This is a genomic window from Paraburkholderia sp. GAS333 (genome assembly GCF_050435665.1).
GTDB lineage: Bacteria > Pseudomonadota > Gammaproteobacteria > Burkholderiales > Burkholderiaceae > Paraburkholderia > Paraburkholderia fungorum_A.
Genome location: NZ_JBNDKS010000015.1, coordinates 27,053 through 44,824 on the forward strand (window position 1 = coordinate 27,053; position 17,772 = coordinate 44,824).

At 56.5% G+C, this 17,772-nt stretch carries 24 protein-coding genes and 1 pseudogene; 4 read left to right on the forward strand and 21 right to left on the reverse strand.

Annotated features, from left to right (window positions below; genetic code table 11):
- Positions 1–5: 5 nt before the first annotated feature.
- The 18 genes and pseudogenes from ABH945_RS35530 to ABH945_RS35615 form a co-directional block, all read right to left on the reverse strand.
- Positions 6–236, reverse strand: a complete 231-nt coding sequence (locus tag ABH945_RS35530; protein ID WP_429253791.1) for a hypothetical protein — start codon at positions 234–236, stop codon at positions 6–8.
- Between the two features lie 11 nt (positions 237–247).
- Positions 248–934: a hypothetical protein gene (locus tag ABH945_RS35535; protein ID WP_429253792.1), complete on the reverse strand. Its 687-nt coding sequence runs from the start codon at positions 932–934 to the stop codon at positions 248–250.
- 146 nt (positions 935–1,080) lie between these two features.
- A pseudogene (locus tag ABH945_RS35540) lies at positions 1,081–1,275 on the reverse strand (hypothetical protein); the annotation flags it as partial.
- Between the two features lie 20 nt (positions 1,276–1,295).
- Entirely contained in the window at positions 1,296–2,075 is a 780-nt protein-coding gene (locus tag ABH945_RS35545; protein WP_429253793.1) for a hypothetical protein, read from the reverse strand.
- Positions 2,076–2,464: 389 nt separating this feature from the next.
- On the reverse strand, positions 2,465–2,911 hold the full coding sequence (locus ABH945_RS35550; RefSeq protein ID WP_429253794.1) for a hypothetical protein: 447 nt from the start codon (positions 2,909–2,911) through the stop codon (positions 2,465–2,467).
- A 33-nt stretch (positions 2,912–2,944) separates the two neighbouring features.
- A complete protein-coding gene (locus ABH945_RS35555) occupies positions 2,945–3,460 on the reverse strand; it encodes a hypothetical protein (protein WP_429253795.1) in 516 nt (171 codons plus the stop codon).
- A gap of 18 nt (positions 3,461–3,478) precedes the next feature.
- Positions 3,479–4,048: a hypothetical protein gene (locus ABH945_RS35560; RefSeq protein ID WP_429253796.1), complete on the reverse strand. Its 570-nt coding sequence runs from the start codon at positions 4,046–4,048 to the stop codon at positions 3,479–3,481.
- A 40-nt stretch (positions 4,049–4,088) separates the two neighbouring features.
- Positions 4,089–4,349, reverse strand: coding sequence for a hypothetical protein (locus ABH945_RS35565; protein WP_429253797.1), 261 nt, complete (start codon positions 4,347–4,349; stop codon positions 4,089–4,091).
- A 15-nt stretch (positions 4,350–4,364) separates the two neighbouring features.
- On the reverse strand, positions 4,365–4,742 hold the full coding sequence (locus tag ABH945_RS35570) for a hypothetical protein (RefSeq protein ID WP_429253798.1): 378 nt from the start codon (positions 4,740–4,742) through the stop codon (positions 4,365–4,367).
- Positions 4,743–4,779: 37 nt separating this feature from the next.
- On the reverse strand, positions 4,780–5,004 hold the full coding sequence (locus ABH945_RS35575) for a hypothetical protein (protein ID WP_429253799.1): 225 nt from the start codon (positions 5,002–5,004) through the stop codon (positions 4,780–4,782).
- Positions 5,005–5,085: 81 nt separating this feature from the next.
- Positions 5,086–5,391 (reverse strand): hypothetical protein, encoded by a 306-nt coding sequence (locus tag ABH945_RS35580; protein WP_429253800.1) that lies wholly within the window; start codon positions 5,389–5,391, stop codon positions 5,086–5,088.
- Positions 5,392–5,711: 320 nt separating this feature from the next.
- Positions 5,712–6,077 (reverse strand): hypothetical protein, encoded by a 366-nt coding sequence (locus ABH945_RS35585; protein WP_429253801.1) that lies wholly within the window; start codon positions 6,075–6,077, stop codon positions 5,712–5,714.
- 326 nt (positions 6,078–6,403) lie between these two features.
- A complete protein-coding gene (locus ABH945_RS35590; RefSeq protein WP_429253802.1) occupies positions 6,404–6,814 on the reverse strand; it encodes a hypothetical protein in 411 nt (136 codons plus the stop codon).
- A gap of 322 nt (positions 6,815–7,136) precedes the next feature.
- Positions 7,137–7,763 (reverse strand): hypothetical protein, encoded by a 627-nt coding sequence (locus ABH945_RS35595; RefSeq protein ID WP_429253803.1) that lies wholly within the window; start codon positions 7,761–7,763, stop codon positions 7,137–7,139.
- A 13-nt stretch (positions 7,764–7,776) separates the two neighbouring features.
- A complete protein-coding gene (locus tag ABH945_RS35600; protein WP_429253804.1) occupies positions 7,777–8,097 on the reverse strand; it encodes a type II toxin-antitoxin system PemK/MazF family toxin in 321 nt (106 codons plus the stop codon).
- Positions 8,091–8,339, reverse strand: a complete 249-nt coding sequence (locus ABH945_RS35605; RefSeq protein WP_429253805.1) for an AbrB/MazE/SpoVT family DNA-binding domain-containing protein — start codon at positions 8,337–8,339, stop codon at positions 8,091–8,093. Before ABH945_RS35605 ends, ABH945_RS35600 begins: the two co-directional genes overlap by 7 nt.
- Positions 8,340–8,465: 126 nt before the next feature.
- Complete coding sequence (locus tag ABH945_RS35610) at positions 8,466–9,248, reverse strand: tyrosine-type recombinase/integrase (protein ID WP_429253806.1); 783 nt, start codon at positions 9,246–9,248, stop codon at positions 8,466–8,468.
- A 322-nt stretch (positions 9,249–9,570) separates the two neighbouring features.
- Positions 9,571–10,491 carry a LysR family transcriptional regulator gene (locus ABH945_RS35615; RefSeq protein WP_429253807.1) on the reverse strand — a complete coding sequence of 307 codons (921 nt, stop codon included), beginning with the start codon at positions 10,489–10,491 and terminating at the stop codon, positions 9,571–9,573.
- Positions 10,492–10,580: 89 nt separating this feature from the next.
- Here ABH945_RS35615 and ABH945_RS35620 point away from each other — a divergent pair, with 89 nt between their 5' ends.
- Together ABH945_RS35620 and ABH945_RS35625 are read left to right on the forward strand one after the other, a co-directional pair.
- A complete protein-coding gene (locus ABH945_RS35620) occupies positions 10,581–11,009 on the forward strand; it encodes a DMT family transporter (protein ID WP_429253808.1) in 429 nt (142 codons plus the stop codon).
- 24 nt (positions 11,010–11,033) lie between these two features.
- The gene (locus ABH945_RS35625) at positions 11,034–11,525 is read left to right on the forward strand and encodes a DMT family transporter (RefSeq protein WP_429253809.1); all 492 of its coding nucleotides are present in this window, start codon (positions 11,034–11,036) and stop codon (positions 11,523–11,525) included.
- A gap of 1,182 nt (positions 11,526–12,707) precedes the next feature.
- On the opposite strand, the gene ABH945_RS35630 is transcribed toward ABH945_RS35625, so the two are convergent.
- On the reverse strand, positions 12,708–13,601 hold the full coding sequence (locus ABH945_RS35630; protein ID WP_429253810.1) for an alpha/beta fold hydrolase: 894 nt from the start codon (positions 13,599–13,601) through the stop codon (positions 12,708–12,710).
- A gap of 63 nt (positions 13,602–13,664) precedes the next feature.
- Positions 13,665–14,438 (reverse strand): SDR family oxidoreductase, encoded by a 774-nt coding sequence (locus ABH945_RS35635; protein ID WP_429253811.1) that lies wholly within the window; start codon positions 14,436–14,438, stop codon positions 13,665–13,667.
- Positions 14,439–14,542: 104 nt separating this feature from the next.
- Here ABH945_RS35635 and ABH945_RS35640 point away from each other — a divergent pair, with 104 nt between their 5' ends.
- Complete coding sequence (locus ABH945_RS35640) at positions 14,543–14,977, forward strand: winged helix-turn-helix transcriptional regulator (RefSeq protein WP_429253812.1); 435 nt, start codon at positions 14,543–14,545, stop codon at positions 14,975–14,977.
- A gap of 537 nt (positions 14,978–15,514) precedes the next feature.
- Here ABH945_RS35640 and ABH945_RS35645 read toward each other — a convergent pair.
- Positions 15,515–16,537, reverse strand: coding sequence for a zinc-dependent alcohol dehydrogenase family protein (locus ABH945_RS35645; protein WP_429253813.1), 1,023 nt, complete (start codon positions 16,535–16,537; stop codon positions 15,515–15,517).
- Positions 16,538–16,620: 83 nt separating this feature from the next.
- On the opposite strand from ABH945_RS35645, the gene ABH945_RS35650 reads away from it, so the two are divergent.
- On the forward strand, positions 16,621–17,547 hold the full coding sequence (locus tag ABH945_RS35650) for a LysR family transcriptional regulator (protein ID WP_429253814.1): 927 nt from the start codon (positions 16,621–16,623) through the stop codon (positions 17,545–17,547).
- Positions 17,548–17,772 lie beyond the last annotated feature (225 nt).

Genomic DNA, 17,772 nt, shown 5'->3' on the forward strand with positions numbered 1-17,772 from the left:
CCTGCTTATCGGGTGGGAGTTACGTAGACGGGAATATCGCAGAGTAGGCCCGCCGCTTGGTACTCCGCGACAGCGCGGTCACACTTTGCGAGCAGGTTATCAAGACGCATCCTGAGTTCCGTTGTCGGCTCGTAGTTCAGGCGCTGAATCTCGCGCATAACATTCACCTGTTGCTGAACGATCGCCTGCGCTCGATCGGCGCACGCTTGCTTGTGTTTCAATGCCTCATTGTTCATTTGTTTTCCAGCTACCGCCCGAAGATCGCGCGGCGCATGACTCCCCATAGCGTGACGCGCATCGTCGTGCGCGCCACCTCGCCCACGACCGCGCCGGCGACCGACGCTCGGCCCCCATTGTCAGCATCGGCTTCCTGCCGCCCAACCTCCAGCACTCCGAGTCGCTGCTTGAGCGCCCGGGTGTCCCGTTCGTACTCATCGGCCATCACGCCACGCTCAGCATCGACCTCGTCGAGGAACGCGGTTGCATCGGGTTTCACCAGCCAGCCCGCAATTTCCTGGACCTTCTCCGTGAAGGCTGACGACAGGGCCTGAACTTCCGCTGTCGTCCGGATCTTGGCGGTCAGCATCCTCCGCCAGTTCACATGGACCATTTCCCGTGCGATATGGCGCAGGGCGCGTGCTGCGGCGGGGTCAGTTGCCTGACAGCGGCTGATCAGCGCAAGGTCGAAGGTCATCGGGTCCGGGGCGCGCGCCTGAGTGAGCAGATCGTTGTGACTTCGGAAGCCGCAGACAAAGGCCGTCACCTCTGCGGGCGAATAAATCTCCCGCATCGCTCCGATAAGGTGCTTCTGATCATCAAGGCCCTCATCAGCGCTGTGCGTGTCGCCATGCCCTAACCAGAGGCAATCGGCCAATCGCTTTGCCAATGCGTCGAGCTGTGATTCCGTTTGAGACGACAGGTGCGTCGAATTCATATGGTTATCCGCAGTTTTCCTAGCAGCGCTTACGCGCCGTTTTCTTCGTCGCTCAGGCCGTCGAACCAATCCATCGCTTCGTCGGTTCCGTTGGGATATGGGTTATCTGCGTCGTTCAACCCCTGGCGAAACGCCTCCCGACCTTCTTCGCGCTCGCTACCCGCGATAGTTGTCCACGTGCGACCTTGCTCATCGACCGCAATGCAGCCGGGTTGCCAATGCTCAGGGTTACGCAGCTGGTTGACCCAGCCCTGAACCTCACCTTGAAAAAACACGACGACGCCGCCGCCCTTGCCAACAAGCGACTCCTGCCCTCGATAGCGACGCGCATCATCGATCATTGTCCCGGTCGTTTTCCTTGCTACATAAGTTCAAACGGTGAGAGGATGCCAGCCAAACCGTCGTGCTCGTCGTCAACGAGCCATAGCGCAGCAACATTAGGATTGACTTCATCAAGAAGACCGCTCACCTCATCATCGGCGAGTATGACGCGGGCTTCGATAAGTTGGAGCGGCTCATCCTCGCGTTGAGCTGCTTGTTCTATCGAGAACCCCAACGCCTCCTTTCTTGCCTGCCCGCCGCGCGGCAGAAATTTCGCCATCGCAGTTTCAGGAACCAACTTCCATTGCCCACAAATCTTGACGGGCAAATACGTAAAGGAGTGCATCAGCATAAGCTGTCGGGCGTAGGCGATTGGTTGCCACGCGTGGACAGTTACCACATCGCGAACCATGAAATCTCGTACCTTAGTCCGAGCAAATTGTTGCTCTTGCATCATTGCTTCCTCTAGGCCAATGCACAACTCAATCGCCGCCACGGTTACGTGACGCGCATACACGCCAGCATGCATCGCGTCGTTCCTCGCGGATTGCATAGTCCGGTATAGAGCATCAAATCCTGAAAACTGTCCTGGGAAGCGCTGAGGCATATCGGTCAGCACGATCGAGTCCATCGATATTTCCCGGATCTTGTCGATGTACGAGCCCATGTTCAACTCCGCCCCGACGACATGCAAGCCGATCGCTTCCACAACAAAACATATTCCGGTGAAGGCTTCCGCATCGGCAAGTGCCGCATACCTAGCGGCGCGGAGTCGGTCCCGATAATGCAGCCTCTGTTGCCAATTAAGAGTCTGTACCATATAGCGTCCTGTCTGCCTGGGTGGCCCGCGCGACCGCCGCGGTCTAGTTTCGGTCCTTAAAGATTAAGCAATGTCGCAACACCTTGAAGCAAGGCTGCGGTCCCAGCTGCGGACGCGGCCCATCGGTTCCACCGTGCCTGCGCTAACCCCGTGGCAAACGGGTCAATCTCCCTTCCGTCGCCATAGTCAACCGTCAGCCCACTATGCACCCAACCGTCGCTGTTCGTCGTTCCTCGGTATTCAACAGACAGCGACGTAGAGCAGTACCAGAGCACCGCAGCGATTAACGCTGCAATCGCTGATAGGATATTCAGTGCCGATGCAATAAACTTAAGCATGCCTCGTCCGTTCTGTTATTCGTGGCGTTAGGTGGGGCACTCCAGCCACCATCAGTCTTCAGGCGTCAGGTCTTCAAAGTACAAGTAGGCCCGAAAGTCATTCGCCGCTTCATGCAAAGCCAAGCGGAGCCTTTCCGCCTCCATTTGGATGCGCTCAAGCCTAGGACGATATTCTTCAACTAGCCCATCAGACAACTCTTTTTCGTAGTCAAGGCAGCTAGTGATTCCCTGGTGGCTCAAAAAATTTCGCTCCTTTCTGAACGCATCGAGATCCCTCACAAGCACGGCGTCGCTGGAAAGCTTTTTAAACGCCTTGATCAATCCTTCGAGAGAAGAATCCTCGTAGTCGTGCCCGGAAAAGTTGAATGCAATCCTCCTCCCTACGCGCATTTTAACCAGCGAAAAAGCGTCGGTCAGATAGACTTTGATTGCCTCCTCCACTAGCTGGCAACCGGAAAGTGCGTAAGCTATTTCCAGATAAAAGTCCCGTCCTTTCATTGTTGGTGGCCCTCTCCCCAGTTTTCCGTGTTTTCAGAGCGGACCGCGCATGCCAGCGTGGTTCGTAACTGGACGGCCGTTGGCATCCAGTACCACACATCGACGTAACAAAGGGTTGTCTAAATCCACCTCATGGACACCTCCACCAAGACGCCGGATCAAGGCGACCAGTTGCCGCATCAAATTTGCCTGAGCGACGAACGCTGCGGTCTGTGCAGGCAAGCTCATGGCCGTCGCTTGCGCAAGATAGAACCGTTGAGCTAAAAGCTCAAACTCGACGACACTCGCCTCTTCGGTTGCGTCGCCACCGCGTTCCGCGCGGACGGACTGACGATAGGCAGGATTTACCACCCAGCGCTCGGCCTGCATCCCCCAAAGCTCTAATCCGTTAGGAAATTCGATGACAGGCCTGTTGCTATAAAAAACTGTCGGCGGTAAGCCTGCTTCTGGAAACTCGTTCCACAATTGGCGCACGAAAGCATCTTCCGTTGCTTCTTCAAAAACGACCTCGGCATTTGCGCCGGGTCCGACTTTCAATTTGAATCCCATAGCGTTGCTCCAGTTTCCCTAGTCTTTGACCGCGTCTTTCGTCATCTCGGGAAGGACTTTCTCGGCTGCTTCCCGCTGTAAAGGCGGCAATTGAATCGCCTCAAACAGGATATTCGGAAACCGAGCGATTTCCGCCCAATTCGCCTGTACGTCCTTCACGTCGAATCGCGACTGCGTATATCCATGATGCGAGCTAGCTGCGGAGTACGCCCGGACGAACGCATCTCGAACAGTGGGTTCGAGATACAGACATTTCCTCTCCCACCATGCTTGGCATCTGAGCACAACTGGACCGACTTTTTCGCCATGAACTTCGGCCAAAAGTTCGCGCCACAGCGTGAACGCTTCCTGATGCGCGGCAAGACGCTGATCGAGAGCAGCGAGGCGCAAATCGTGGCGCTGCTTTGAGTTCTCGATTATCTCGTTAAATCGATGCTCGACACCTTTCTGCAAGTTCGTGAGCTCGGCGATGTCCTCCTTCGTCGCGAGATTTTCCCCTTTTTTGCGGAGATAACCAGGCAAGAACTCACGAACGATTAGACCGATCAAGAAAGCCAGAGCGCACCCCAAAATGCCAACGAGAGTCATGTTGTTTTCCTTAGTCTGTTCTCGCTTCCAGCCGATTATGTCAGCGAACGTCGTTTCGCGTTTCACCACAAATCGTGCAGCGATCTACAACCAGACCGATGTCGTGACTCCGGTGCCCTTTAATCTCGACCCAATCATGGGTACATTCCGGCTTGCCACCGCCATACACCGCCAACGCCCCGCCCACAATAACGACCAGAATCAGAATCAGGCTAGTTGCTGTTGAGGATGGGAGCAGCCACCATAAAGCGCAGACTGCGAAAGCAGTGGCAATGATCCAAAAAGTCGTGGATTTATTCATAACGTTTTCCGTGACCTAGACGATGCGCGCGTTCGAGCCGTCAGCGTCGGCAATCGACAAGCCCGCAGGCCGTGAGTCCCAACGGTACTGCTGGTGTTTGCGGTGCTGGGGGTCGATCTCCACCACGAGGCGATCGACGGCAGCCGTCAGCGACGCCGAATCGGCCAGTCCGAGCAGGTCGGCAGCTTTCATGAGTCCGTAGCCGAATTTTTCAACCATGAGACTTGCCAACGCAGGCGTCTCCGCGCCGCGCGCAACATCGCCCTTGCGGGCGGCCGCATAGTTTTCGATCTCAGCGATCATGCGACCGACTGGCGATTCTGCGAGCCGTTCCGCGTCGACCTCGGCCTGCGTCCGATACGCAGTACGTACCTCTTTCTGAAATCCACTCATGCTTTTCTCCCTGTGAATGCAGGTGTTTTCCGTGGCGTTAGTGGCTAGTGAGGCGTGTGCGGAGAACGCGCAGAGCGCCGCGCGAAACGACCGAAAAGACGACCACTGCGCAGGCAAACACGAATGCTGGAAGCAGGAACACAGACAGCATAGGTTCGTCTCCAAAGAACACAAACCAGCCCGTGATGATCGCAGCGGCGATGGCGAACACCTCGCTACATACGCCCACGCGCGCCCAAAATTTCGATTTACGTGAAGTCATTGTTTTCCGTGGTCGTTGCAAACGGACCGACAGCGCGTATCAAGCCACCATTGGTCCGAAGGGTCCGCAGTGTTCTCAAGACTATTCTTCTTCGCACCACTGCGACACCCGGCATTTCATTACCACTTCGATCTGCGAGTCCGCCAGATTCCAGATCCATGCCACTTCCTCGGCATGAGATTTCGCGTCGGCGTCGTCAAGGTCCATGAAACTAACGCGACCTTCGTCCTCCAGTCCGATCTGCCCTTTGGGCAACGGAACCATGTGGCCAGATGGCGTGTGGGAGTGAACCAACAGCACGCCTAGCCCATACTTCGACAGAGTTTTCATGGCGTGGAGAACTTCAGGATCGTTCAATGCTGCCTTAGCGTCGCTTGTCATGCTCATGGCAATGCCTCCGATGGTTACGCGCCGACGTTTTTGCTCCCGGCGCAAGAGCAAACCAAAGAGCAGCGGCCACCGATCCGGCTGGGACTGCGCTTGTTTCGTGCTGTCAGGGGCACGGCAGCTTTTCTAGTTGCTGTGACGTGGGAAGAAATATCTCTTGATGCCGTTTCTTCCTTTTAGCCAGCATGGTCGTATCAGATTGCCGCATCCGCTACAGCGCTTCAAGATGTTTGTGCCAGCGACGTCTTGCATGGCGTACTGACGTGGAGGAAAAACAGGTTGGTTGCTTGCCGGACACAGTGCCATGCCGTTTTCTGTGTCTACTTAGATTCGGAACCGTTACTGTCTGACGTCTCAAGCTCCGATAACAGATTCTGAGCTTGGCCCCACGCGTCGCGCAATGGTAGCGATCGATCTGGCTCACTGTCCGAGTCAAATAAACCATCCGGCATCTGTGCCCCGACCCCGTGGAGAGCCCGGTCTGCAAAGTAGACAGCAAGTGGGAAATCTTGGTCGACGAAACGTTGCATCGCTTCGCGCAGATTGTCATACTTCCCGGTGCTTACATTTGCCTCGGCCGACGCCACCGTGTTCAGCACCTCGTCAATCATGCGTCGCGTGCCGTCACGCCGCTGTTCGTATGGCAACGCGTCGAATTCCTCTTGCGACATTTGAAACTTGTTCATGGCGATTCGTCCCCTTTTCTGTTTTCCGTTCCAATGCTCGCCCGGACCTATTGGAGGTCCGGGCGAAAGTTCAGGGCAGCTCCCTGATACTTACGATTTGGGTTTTCGAGTTGTTCTTGATACGCGATTGGCTCCAGAACTGAGCCACCGCTTCGGCTTCAGAAGCGCAACCGCGGAACCATTGCTCGGTTGGTCCCGAACCTTGTGTATATTTGATAACGTAGGTCAAAGTTTCGTTCTCCGTTGGGTCCGGCGTCCGGCCGGCGCGGGCCGCTCGCGCGGCGCTTTCCAGCGCCGCGCATGGCGGCTTATGTTCCTTGATCTAGCTAAAGCAGATGGAGTCTTGCTTCGAGCAGTCTGACCCGGTCAGAATCTTCTGCAGCCGAATTCAGGCAAAAATTTGTCTTGTCGAATTCGGATAGCCCCTTCAACGCGGAATCGAGTTGTTCGTCACCACCGCTCTCCCGGATGCGATGGTCAATTTTTTCCACGGCCAGAACAGCCGCGTTTCGGTCCCTCGTAACTCGCGTATAGATATATTCTGCATTGGCTTTCGCGGCCCGATACTGGCCCGGACCACCCAGGAATTTCTGGCAGGAATATGTCGTGACCATCTGCTTCTGAATGGCTTGCGCAAGCTCACGAGCATCGCTGTGTTCGTCAGACCAGGCCACGGTGGTGGAAGCCGCACTGCAAAACAGCAGTGCATGGATAACTGTCGCGCCGGCCTTTCTCATTTCCGATTTTCCCCGTTTTCCGATTCGCTAATGCTTCAACGCTACGATTGATACGACTAGCGCACACAACGAAACCGCGACGGACGCGCCCGCTACAAGCAACATGGCCGTGTTCGTCATGCGTGCGTAGTAGAAGTCGCTCATTTTTCGAATCCACGGCTCTATGTCTTCCTCATTCCGCAGTCCGTTCGGAAACTGTGTTTTGAACTCGGCATGTACTTTGGATTGGATGGCCCGATGAAACTCGCTGTTCCAGCCATCGGTCCAGTCAACGAACCATTGCACTACACGTCTTTTGTCCATAAGGCTGTCAACTGATTACCTAGGCGTCGGCTTTGTCAATCTTTCGCTCTTTGCGCTCCTGCCGAACAAAAGGAGCGGCTGTCGCTGCAACCAGCAATGTGTAGCGATCCTCTTCCGCCATCGGCTCGCCGTGAAAGATGCCCTCGCACATGTCCAGCAGATCGGAAACGAGCCCGTATTCGCAGCCAGCTTCGGTGAACGTGGTCACCATTGCCGCAACTTCGTCTGTTACGCGGAGGTCCGACTTTGCTACCGGTGCCCGTTGGTATGACTCGTTTGCTCCACGCTGGAGGTCGATGAGGAACGCAGCCGCCTCTTCATCAAGACCGGTGTTTGGCACCGCGACCTGCATCAACGCGCGCAGCGTGTTTTCGAACCACGCCTTGCCTTGCCATGGACCGTCATGGATCGCTGCCATGTAGCCGATAGCTCGCGAAACGATCTCCCAGTCACCTCTCTGCTCTATCGCCCATTCTGCGTGCTCCTCCGCAATCGCCGTAAGCTCAGCCGTGAGACTATCAACGACATCGTTTGAGGCTGCCCCTTGACGCCAAAGCACGACCCGCAAAAAGCGCAGACACGCATAGTGCAGACCTTTCCCCCAAGCTCGCTGGGACGCCGTCGAGGCTTTGTTTGACTCATCCATAAGCGCATTTTCCCTATTCTGCAAAGACTTCCTGCAAGGTTCGCAGGGTGTCCAACAACGTCTTATCGGCAACTGCACCCTCTTTCTTGACCAGGCGCACCTTGTCTACCGCACGAATCTGATCCAGAAGGACCAAACCCTGTTTGCGCTTGAACGTCACGGGAACCCGAAACGGCGCAGGACGCCCCTTTGAAGTCATTGGCGCGACGATGACTGTGCGCAAGTGGTCGTGCATTTCGGGAGGCGAAACGACGACACAGGGGCGCGTCTTTTGAATCTCGCTACCAAGCGTCGGATCGAGCGCGACCAACCAGACTTCCCCGCGCATCACCATGCAAGCTCCGCGTCATCGGCATTCGTAAACTCGCCCATGACTAGCGCATCGTCGCCACTCTCGGCCAGAGCCTTGCTCGCGTCCGCCCAACCCTCACGGGCTTTGTGCTTCGGACGGCGCAGAATAATCGCGTCGTTCTCGACTTCCATTTCTACTTCGCTCTCCAGCCCGAGCTGCGCAAGGACGGGCTTCGGAATCAGCACGCCTTGCGAGTTACCCATTCGACGAATCGTCGTTCTCATAGCCCCTCCAAGTAATAACAATGTTAAACTCCGCAACAGTAATAGTCAACACAATGTTATTACAAGCGGCGTTCGGTGTCACGCCCCGCGCATCGGGCCGCGCCGGTAGCCGTTGTCAGATGGGTCTCATATAACGTCGCGGAACATCTGCCTGAGCTTTTTATCGGACACGGCGAGATAGGGCAAAACGTGGTCGAGTTCGGCATGGCCAAGAAGCTGCTGCACCGTCTCAATATCGTGCCCTTGCTCAACGAGGTTACTGGCGAACGAGCGTCGGTCCGAATGGGACGAGCCACCGCGTATCCCCGCATCCCTATAGAGCTTTGTGACGTGGGATTGAAGGCTGTCACAGGCAGCGTAGTCAACCTGTTCACCGGCTTCGTTGATGCGCCGCTTGGCGTTCATCGCGAACTTGCGACCCTTGCCAGCAAGGATTAGGCAAGTTGACGGCATGAGTCCGCGATAACGCTCTGCGGTTAGCTCGCTCCCCATGCCGCGTGCAATGCGATAGTTCAGATAGCACTCCAACGCCGAAACTGTTTTCGGACGCGTGAGATAGACGCATCGCTGCCGACAACCCTTAGTGATTGCGGCCCGGAGACTGACCTCTGAACGGATCGCGCCCGATGGAAACAGCACGTCTTGAACGCCGATTTGAGCTATTTCGCTGACGCGCATTCCACACGTAATGCCTAGCAGGAGAACGAGACAATCGCGCTGAGGATGGCGCGATGTTGCAGACGTGACGGCGAGTAGATGCCGGATTTGCGCCGGTCGAAGTGTTGCAGCTTGGGCCATGCGTCCCTCTGAATTGGATCGGTTAATGACGTATTCAGAGAGAGATTTGGATTGGGTCTTTTTCAAGCGTAACACGGCCTGTTTATTCGATTCCTCGGAAAAAGGCGCCACGTCCTCTCACACGCTTGAACGTGCTCGCGATCGGGTTTTGCCCCATTCGCATGTTACTGGCGTGCGCGGCCACGTTGGCACCGCCGGTGCCGCCATCGCTGCCGCAGGATATCGGATTGATTGATCCAGGCGATTGCTAACGATCTGTACGGCAACGTCGACCGACCGCTAGGGGCCGAGCCCGGAAGATCGAACCGGTCGATGCAAGATAGATTGCGTACCCTCTCGAACTTCTACGCGCGACCCAAAAGCGGTCCTCCAAGATAACGCACGTGAGTGACTGCTTATCGCTATCGGTTATTCGACCGTTTGGCGGTGGCGATCAGAACTCCCAATACGGCGGCGTCCCAATTCGTTCGATCAGGAAGTCGGAAAGCAATTTCACCTTTCGAGAGCGGAGACGGCTCTCAGGAAATACCAGATGTATCTCCGACGGTTCAGGTTCGACCGAGGCCAGCCAGTCAGGTAACAGTCGTACGAGCTTTTTCGCCTTCAAGGCGTCAGCGTCGTATAGCCAGCTCGGAAACAGCACGATTCCCTGACCAGCCAGCGCCGCAGACACCAGAACTTCGGCATTGTTGCTGCGAAGGTCGCCGCTTATTTCGAAAGGCTGATAGTGCAGATCGTCGGGACGCGAGAAATACCAGCGCTGAACACCGAGATGCCCTTTGTAGATGAGGCAATTATGTGCTTTCAGTTCACCCGGTTCTGACGGTGCAGCGTTCCTTTTCAGGTATTTCGGACTTGCGCAAACCAGATAGCGTTGGGGGCCGAGTGTTCGTGCAACAAGGCTTGAATCAGCAAGCTTGCCGATCCGTACCGTGACATCAGCTCCCTCCTGTACCGGATCAACGAAAGCGTCAGTCAGCATGAGTTCCACGGATAGCTCGCGGTGCTGTTGCTGGAATTCCGCGATCAACGGCGCAATGTGCCGCCGACCTAGCGCAACCGGTGCGTTCACGCGCACGAGCCCCCGCGGCGCTGCATCCTTGTCGGCCGCTGTCTCGGTAGCCGCGTCCAGTAGTTCCAGTACCTCCCTGACCTGCACAAAGTAGCGCTCTCCAGCCTCGGTGAGCCGGACTGCACGCGTATGCCGGAACAGTAGTCGCTGGCCTATATCCTCTTCGAGCGCAGCGATATGTCTCGAGACGGACGAACCCGGAACGCCGAAATGCCTGGCGGTTTCGCTAAAACTGCCTGTCCCCGCCACGTGAACGAACAGCCGCAACGCCTTGATTTGCATGAAGTTGCCCAAAAAGCATTAGTGTTTTCGAATTGTGCTGGATTGTTCCGAAAAATGCATCGATTTACCATGCGTTTCTTTGGGAGCAGATGATGAATTTGTTATTAATACCGCTGATCGTCCTTGCTGGTATGGGGTTGTCGGTTGAGGCGGGGTTACTCGGCCCACTGGGACAGGAAGTGGGACAAGGCTGGGCGACGCTCGGAATCTTCGGAATGGGTTCGCTGTTGCTGACCTTTGGGCTTGTGTTCAATCGCGCCAAGCTGGGCGTACTGTTTTCCCAACCGCGATGGATGCTGACCGGCGGCGTACTAGGGCCGATCTATGTGCTCGCGCTAACCCTTGCTACCCCGCACATCGGCGTCGGCATGACGATGGTAGGCATTCTGTTTGGACAGGTGGCAGCGAGCCTGATCATTGACCATCAAGGCTGGCTGGGCAGTGTCCGTAGGGAAGTGGATCGTTACCGCGTCGGAGCACTGACCGCGATCCTCGCTGCGCTTTGGTTGATACATTGAAGGAGCAGAAAAATGTTTGTTGCAATGCTGATTCTCGTGGTCGCAAGTGGCGCTGTTTTGTGTGCGCAATCGGCCATCAATGGCCGACTTGGAAGCACCGTAGGTATACTCGAAAGCGCTTGGCTGACGTTCACCCTCGGCGCGCTAGTCACGTTCGTGATCTCGTTCTTCGCAGAAGGGCATCACGCGCTCACACTGTTCACCGCACCGCGCTGGCAGATCACAGGCGCATTTTTTGGCGTCATTTACATGCTGGTCATTGTGTTTGCAATGCCGCGAGTGGGTACAGCGGCGGCGACTGTCGCCGTCATTAGCGGACAGCTTCTGATGAGCCTGCTGATCGATAATTTTGGATGGCTCGGAAACACAGTGATTGAACTCGGGACCCGGCGCTACGCCGCAATGGCACTACTCGCCCTCGCGCTGGCGCTGATCTATCAGAGCAATGCTGCAAGCGCGAGAAAGAGCAAACGGATGCACGGCGATCCGGCACGGGTGCTGTCGGCAATCGAATAGGCGACCATACTCGAACAGGTTTAGCGCTGACGCGGGTCGCGATTCTTCGCTTGATAACGAAGATCGGTTTTCAGGATCTATCCGGTCATTCGGAAGAGAGCAGCATTCCCGTCACGACCCGGCTGGATTTGGCCGAACACCGCCCGCTGCGATATACGCGACACCCTCTCTTGAAGTAGATCGGCGAATACGAGTTGTCGGCTGGGCGCAACGTACAAGTATTGACATTCGTTCCAATTGCAAAGAGACTGGAAAACATGCTGACGCTAAACCTTTTTTCTTTCGCGATTCAATGCCATATGGCGGTCCGTTCGGACACGCCATCGGAGGCCGATACGCGTTAGATAAGTAGGACGCAGCTCAAAGGCCTCGCCGGAAATACGGATGAGGCCTTTTTTATTTTTTGGCGTCTCCGTGATCGGCATCACCAGCGGAGATGACCATGGACGAAAGAAGCTTAAAGTTGGCACCATCCGACATACCTGCAACCGACGATTGCAGCAAAGACAGTTTGGCAAGCTTAACGATCTTCCCAACACGTGGCCCAGTCTCGGCAATGCACGACGGGACAGCCGTCGGATGGCACGATGGCGGGTGCGATACGCGTTTTCGCCTCGGCCGGATGTTGCATCCATATGAGTACTGGAATTTTCCAATGCAGGAGGCCTACTCCGACCGAGCAGTCATTTCTATGGCTTCGCAGTGTTCGCCGCAAACGACAAGGCCATGCATCCCAATTTTCTTACTTGCCACCATGGGCCGTCTGTGGGAGCTGGCAACCCGCAAGGCTCGGTCTACCCGGAGAGCCTTATATGCACTATCCGGCAAGAGTCCGCCGGATTGACTAACGCGTTGACGTCCCGCGCGACGCTGTTGCGCCGCGCGGGAGACTTCATCCGCGAGTGTCCTAGCTTGATTACGCGAGCGCTTCTCGCCGTAGCGAACATGTAGTTGGATGACCCACGTCGATCATGTCTGGGGTGTTTGATTGTTGGCGATTTAACTTACTCGGCTGAACGTCTCAAGTTGGCCAAACCCAAGCCAACGGCGAGCGCACCAATCCGACCCGAAGCGGACTTTCAGTCAGTAGTAGGCAAAGGTTGGCTTTCGATCGCTTACGCGTCGTTCAGATGATGCATCGACGATAATCCCTTATCCGACTGCGCGATTGCTCGGGGACCTTCACTTGCTACCCTCACGGAGTGCTAACGGGTTAGCGAAAAATTCTCTAAGGACCGATCCTACCTTTGACGGTTTCCCTTTCAAATCTGCATTCCATGGGGATGAATGGTCTGCGCCCGCAAGTTCGACCCCTCTGCAATTCGGCAATGTGTCTTGCAATGCAACAAGTGCCGCTTTCAGGTATCGCGGACTCCGATCTCCACCCATCAGCAGCACCGGTATGTCCAGCGCACGGAGATCGTTCAGATGGTCGTTCATGTAGGCAACCACATTGAAGTCGTAGCGCATGGCGGGAATTAGCTCCTTGAGTGACGCGTACGAGGCGGACCTCCGATCATCGGAGCGCATCATATACGCTGCGCCAACCCGGATAAGCCAGTCAGGCACGAACCGCAGGATTCGTGGTCCGAGTCCGACTATGCGCATTGCAGTGACGAACGCGTCGTCCAGATGTCCGCGCTCAACGAGCTTATTGAATCGCGTGATCAGGTGGGACGCGACGCCGTTGAGGTAGAACGGTGGCTCGTAGACAACAGCCCGTTCGATCGGCAGTTTCTGTCGGATGCTTTCCAGGACGATCATCGCTCCGGAGCTCAAACCAAAAAGATATGTCGCACCGGTGTGTTCGAGAAAGCAGCGAACGTCCTCGACGTCGCATTTTATTGAATGCTGCGCGCTATATGGCCGTGGACTCAAGCCCCGGCCGCGTCGATCCGGAGGATATACAGTGAAGCGATCGGACAACGCTGCGGCGAGCTGATGATAATTCCGGGCAGTACCCATCGCGCCCTGCACGAGTACGATGCCGGGACCTTCGCCGAACGATTCGTATCCGATTGATGTACCGTCAGCTGACGCAACGCGCCCACTTCTTACTGATATTTCTGCTGTCATCGCTGCTTCTCGTGGAATCGGGAGGATCGCCAGTGAAGAGACCGACCGATGGAAAAACGGTCTTTAGGACACGGACGTCTGCGTACGACCGAGTTTCACCATCTGCCGGAACATGAAGTGCGGCGCCACACGGCTGGCAGCTTTCAGCACATTGCTTAGCCCTGGGCGTATCTCCAGTTTTCCAGCTTCAATGCCCGCAATGGCGCGCTTTACAAGCACACTCACATTCATACCTTTTTCGCTCTTCATTTCTTCGGCAAACTCGCGCCGGAAAAGCGGCGTTTCGGTTCCCGGAGGGGCGAGTTCAACTATCGACACGGCGGTGCCTTCCAGTTGGGCTCGGAGGCATCGTGTATAAGCGTGAACCGCAGCTTTAGACGCGCTGTACACGGGGGCGGCCGGAAATGGGACGAACGCCAGGCCCGACGAAACATTCACGATCAAACCCCGCTTCTGACGGAGAAGCAAAGGAAGGAAAATCTGAACCATCCACATGGGCCCCTTCAGGTTGCCATCGATCTCGGCGGTCAGGTCGTTCAACTGCCAGGACTCGTTCAGTTTGATATTGCGCATTGCCCCCGCATTGTTGACGAGCGTGTCCAGTGACGGAAACCGGTCTGACACTTCTCCATACAAGGACTCAATACTGGCAGGATCGCTCACGTCACTGGCAATAGCATGCAGCCCAGGCACACTACTTTCCGCGGCTTGCAACCTGTCGGGGTGGCGCCCCGTAACGATGACAGTATTGCGCCGGGCAACTAGCTGTTTCGCCAGTTCCAAGCCAATCCCGCTGGTGCCGCCCGTTATTAACACAGTCCTTCCTGTCATTTTCATTGCCCGCTCCTGCCCGTTGAACATGGGCGTAGTTTGACGGGCATACTATCCAAAAGGAAGAAGGCACTTTTAAGTCATATACTTACCAAATGGAGAGTGTAGCTATGGAGCGGATCCTGGAGTTCACGAAGGAACAAATTGCGGCGGCGCAGTACTACGCGAGTCTCACGCCACCTGTCGACCTCGATCCGCGGATCGCATCCCTTGTCAGAGATCTTATCGGCCGCGTTGCTGACAAATGGACCATGTTGATTCTTGACGTTCTGGCCGAAAGGTCTCCGCTCCGTTTCAGCCGCCTCAGCGAACTCGTCGAAGGCATCAGTCAAAAAATGCTCACGCAAACGCTGCGCGCAATGGAGCGCGATGGCCTTGTAATACGCACTGTTTATCCGGTCATCCCACCGAAGGTCGAGTACAAGCTCACGGACCTGGGAATCACATTGGGCGCAGCGTTTTGTGGAGTCTGGATTTGGGCGGCTAATAACCTTGACGCTGTCGAAAAGGCACGCCGGGATTTTGACGATCGACCAGCGCCATGACATCGCCGGCGCCTCGCCTCATTTCCTGCGCCATCCGTCGGTTGTTTTTTGTCGAGCAGCCATTCGCCTCACGTTTGCGACCGACCGGAAGTGGCCGAACCCCGCCTGATGCGGTCAAGGAGTCGTTCGGCTGAGGCGGGAAGCTCCAGGGTCGAAGGAAAAAACCGCAGCGTCAGCTGCGGCCATTAACACACGCACCTCGGCAAGGGCCATGGCACCGCCCGATACTATGCCTAATTGCGAGTATTACAAGGTATTTCGCGAGGTTTACGAGACTTATAATCGCAAAAGCGATATTCGAACAGCTGCGGACGACCCGTTGCAGTCGGTCGGAAATCCGCGGCTTGAACGGCCGCTTGGGAAATTCTGAACGGTCGTGCAAGCCACGGCTACTGGGTAAATCCAACGGCTGACTCAATCTTTTGAATTGACGAGTTGCGCGGCAAAGCAATTCGATGCCTGACTTCGGCGGCCAGCAGCGGCAACGTGCAAACGAAACTCGCGTAGTCGTGGCTGAATTGGAAGCAACCTCGTACTTCATTCGAATTCGACGACCACCTTCCCGAAATGTGCCCCCGATGCCAGATAAGCGTACGCATCAGCCGCGGCCTCGAACGGGAATACCCGATCAATCACCGGTTTGATGCGCGTCTGATACACAGCTTTCGCGGCGCTCGTCAAATCGCTGGTAGAGCCAGTCTGACTTCCTAAAATGTTCAGAGTTTTTACCATGACGGGAAGTACAGGCATCGTTACCTCCATGCCGCCGATGAAGCCCACCACGTACACCGTGCCGCCTATCTTTGCCGCGTTGATCGACCTTGCGAACGTACCGCCGCCAACCGTTTCCACGATTAAGTCAGCACCGCTGCCATCCGTTGCTTCCAGTACGACTTCGTCCCACGCTGGCTGCGTGCGATAGTTGATCATTACATCGGCACCGAGCTGCCGCGCCCGTTCGAGCTTCTCATCCGACGAAGACGACAAGATCACTCGCGCGCCCGCTGCTTTCGCGAATTGCAATGCGAACAGGCTCACGCCGCCCGTACCGAGGAGTGCTACGGTCGATGCCGGTCCGACGCGACCTTTCACAATCGCATTCCACGCGGTGGTAGCAGCTATCGGAAGCGTGACGGCCTGTGTGTACGGCATGCCGTCGGGGATGCGCACCAGTGCGCTCGCAGGAACGACTGCATAGTCCGCAAGCGATCCCGGCATCGTGACGCCGCGAATGCGTCGGCCGTTTGCCTCGGTAGGCAAGCCCGCTGACCAGTCGACGATTGATCCCGATATCACGCGGTCTCCGATCGCCCAGCCAGAGACGCGTTCTCCTATTTCCACGATCTCGCCCGCTCCATCCGTCCCGGGCACGAACGACGGCGGCGTCGTGTCGCCCAGCCGTCCTCGCGCCACCATTAAGTCCAGGTAGTTCAGGCCGGCAGCCCGCAGCCTGATCAACACTTCGTCCGCTGCGGGACGCGGCGTCGGCAAATCACCCAATGAAAGCTGCCAGATTTCTCCGGATATCAATCGAAAAGCACGCATTGCTCCCTGCTCCATTCGTTATCGACGATCCCATGCTACCCGACGCCAAGATCTATAATTTGCCGATCAAACACAACATCCTTGCATGAAGTGCATGAATGAACAGCGGGGAAGCGGATGAGATCGGTGCGCTGCTCGCCGTGCTCGAAACGGGTAGCTTCACGGCAGCGGGAAGAAAACTTGGGCGTGACAGTTCGGTCATCTCGCGACGCCTCAAAGCGCTGGAGACGCGACTCGGGACCCGACTCGTCGAGCGTTCGACACGCCGCCTTTCTCCTACGGATGCCGGCATGCGCTTGCGCGATCGCGTGCAGGAAGCCATGCAACTGATCCGTAGCGGAGAAGACGAAGCGCGCTCATTAAGTGCATCGCCCATTGGGCTTTTGCGCGTAAGTCTGCCGGCCGGCTTCGGTCGGCGCTGGATCGCACCGCGATTGCCTGCGTTTCTCGCACGTTATCCGACGCTGGAAGTAGAGGCGGTCTTCACCGACCGCTTCGTCGATCTGATTGCAGAACGCTTCGATGCAGGCGTGCGCATCGGGCGGCTACAGGACAATCGGCTTGTCGCGCGCCGCGTGCTGACGATGCGCCGTCTCCTGTGTGCCTCACCAGGGTATCTGAAGGCTCATCCACCCATCCGGCATCCGCGCGATCTCGCCCAACACGCCTGCATCGGATTCACGCCGATGGCATCGCATCCGGTCTGGCACCTGTCGCGGCAGGGGCAGCGGCATGCGGTGCGCACGCGTCCACGGCTTGCCACAGACGACATTGACGCCGTTATGCACGCGGCCCTGGCAGGCACGGGCGTGGCGTATTGCGCGGACTGGATCGTTGCGAACGAGTTGCGCGAGCAGCGCCTTGTCGAGGTACTCCCGACGTGGGATGTAGTAGGCGACGAGGCGATGCATGTGATCCGCGCATCAGCACAGCACACGCCAGCGAAAGTGCGCGCGTTCATAGACTGGACGGTAGAAGAGTTCGAGCGTGCGCCATGGGCAAGCGGGATGGCCAAGCGGCGCTGACGCCGGCCTTGAAGCTGCCTATATTCAGCCATCCTGGCACTGCTGGTCTCACGTTCTATCGCGATGTCTCTAATAGAAGAGAAGCAGCCTTTCCCAGACACGTTTCACGAACACGATGAATGTCCCTTTGTGGCCGAGGCTGTGTAAAAACGCGTTGATCGTCTAGACTGAATCAACCCTTTGTTGCGAGAGGCGAAGATGGGGCGATTTGTCGAAGGTGCGGAC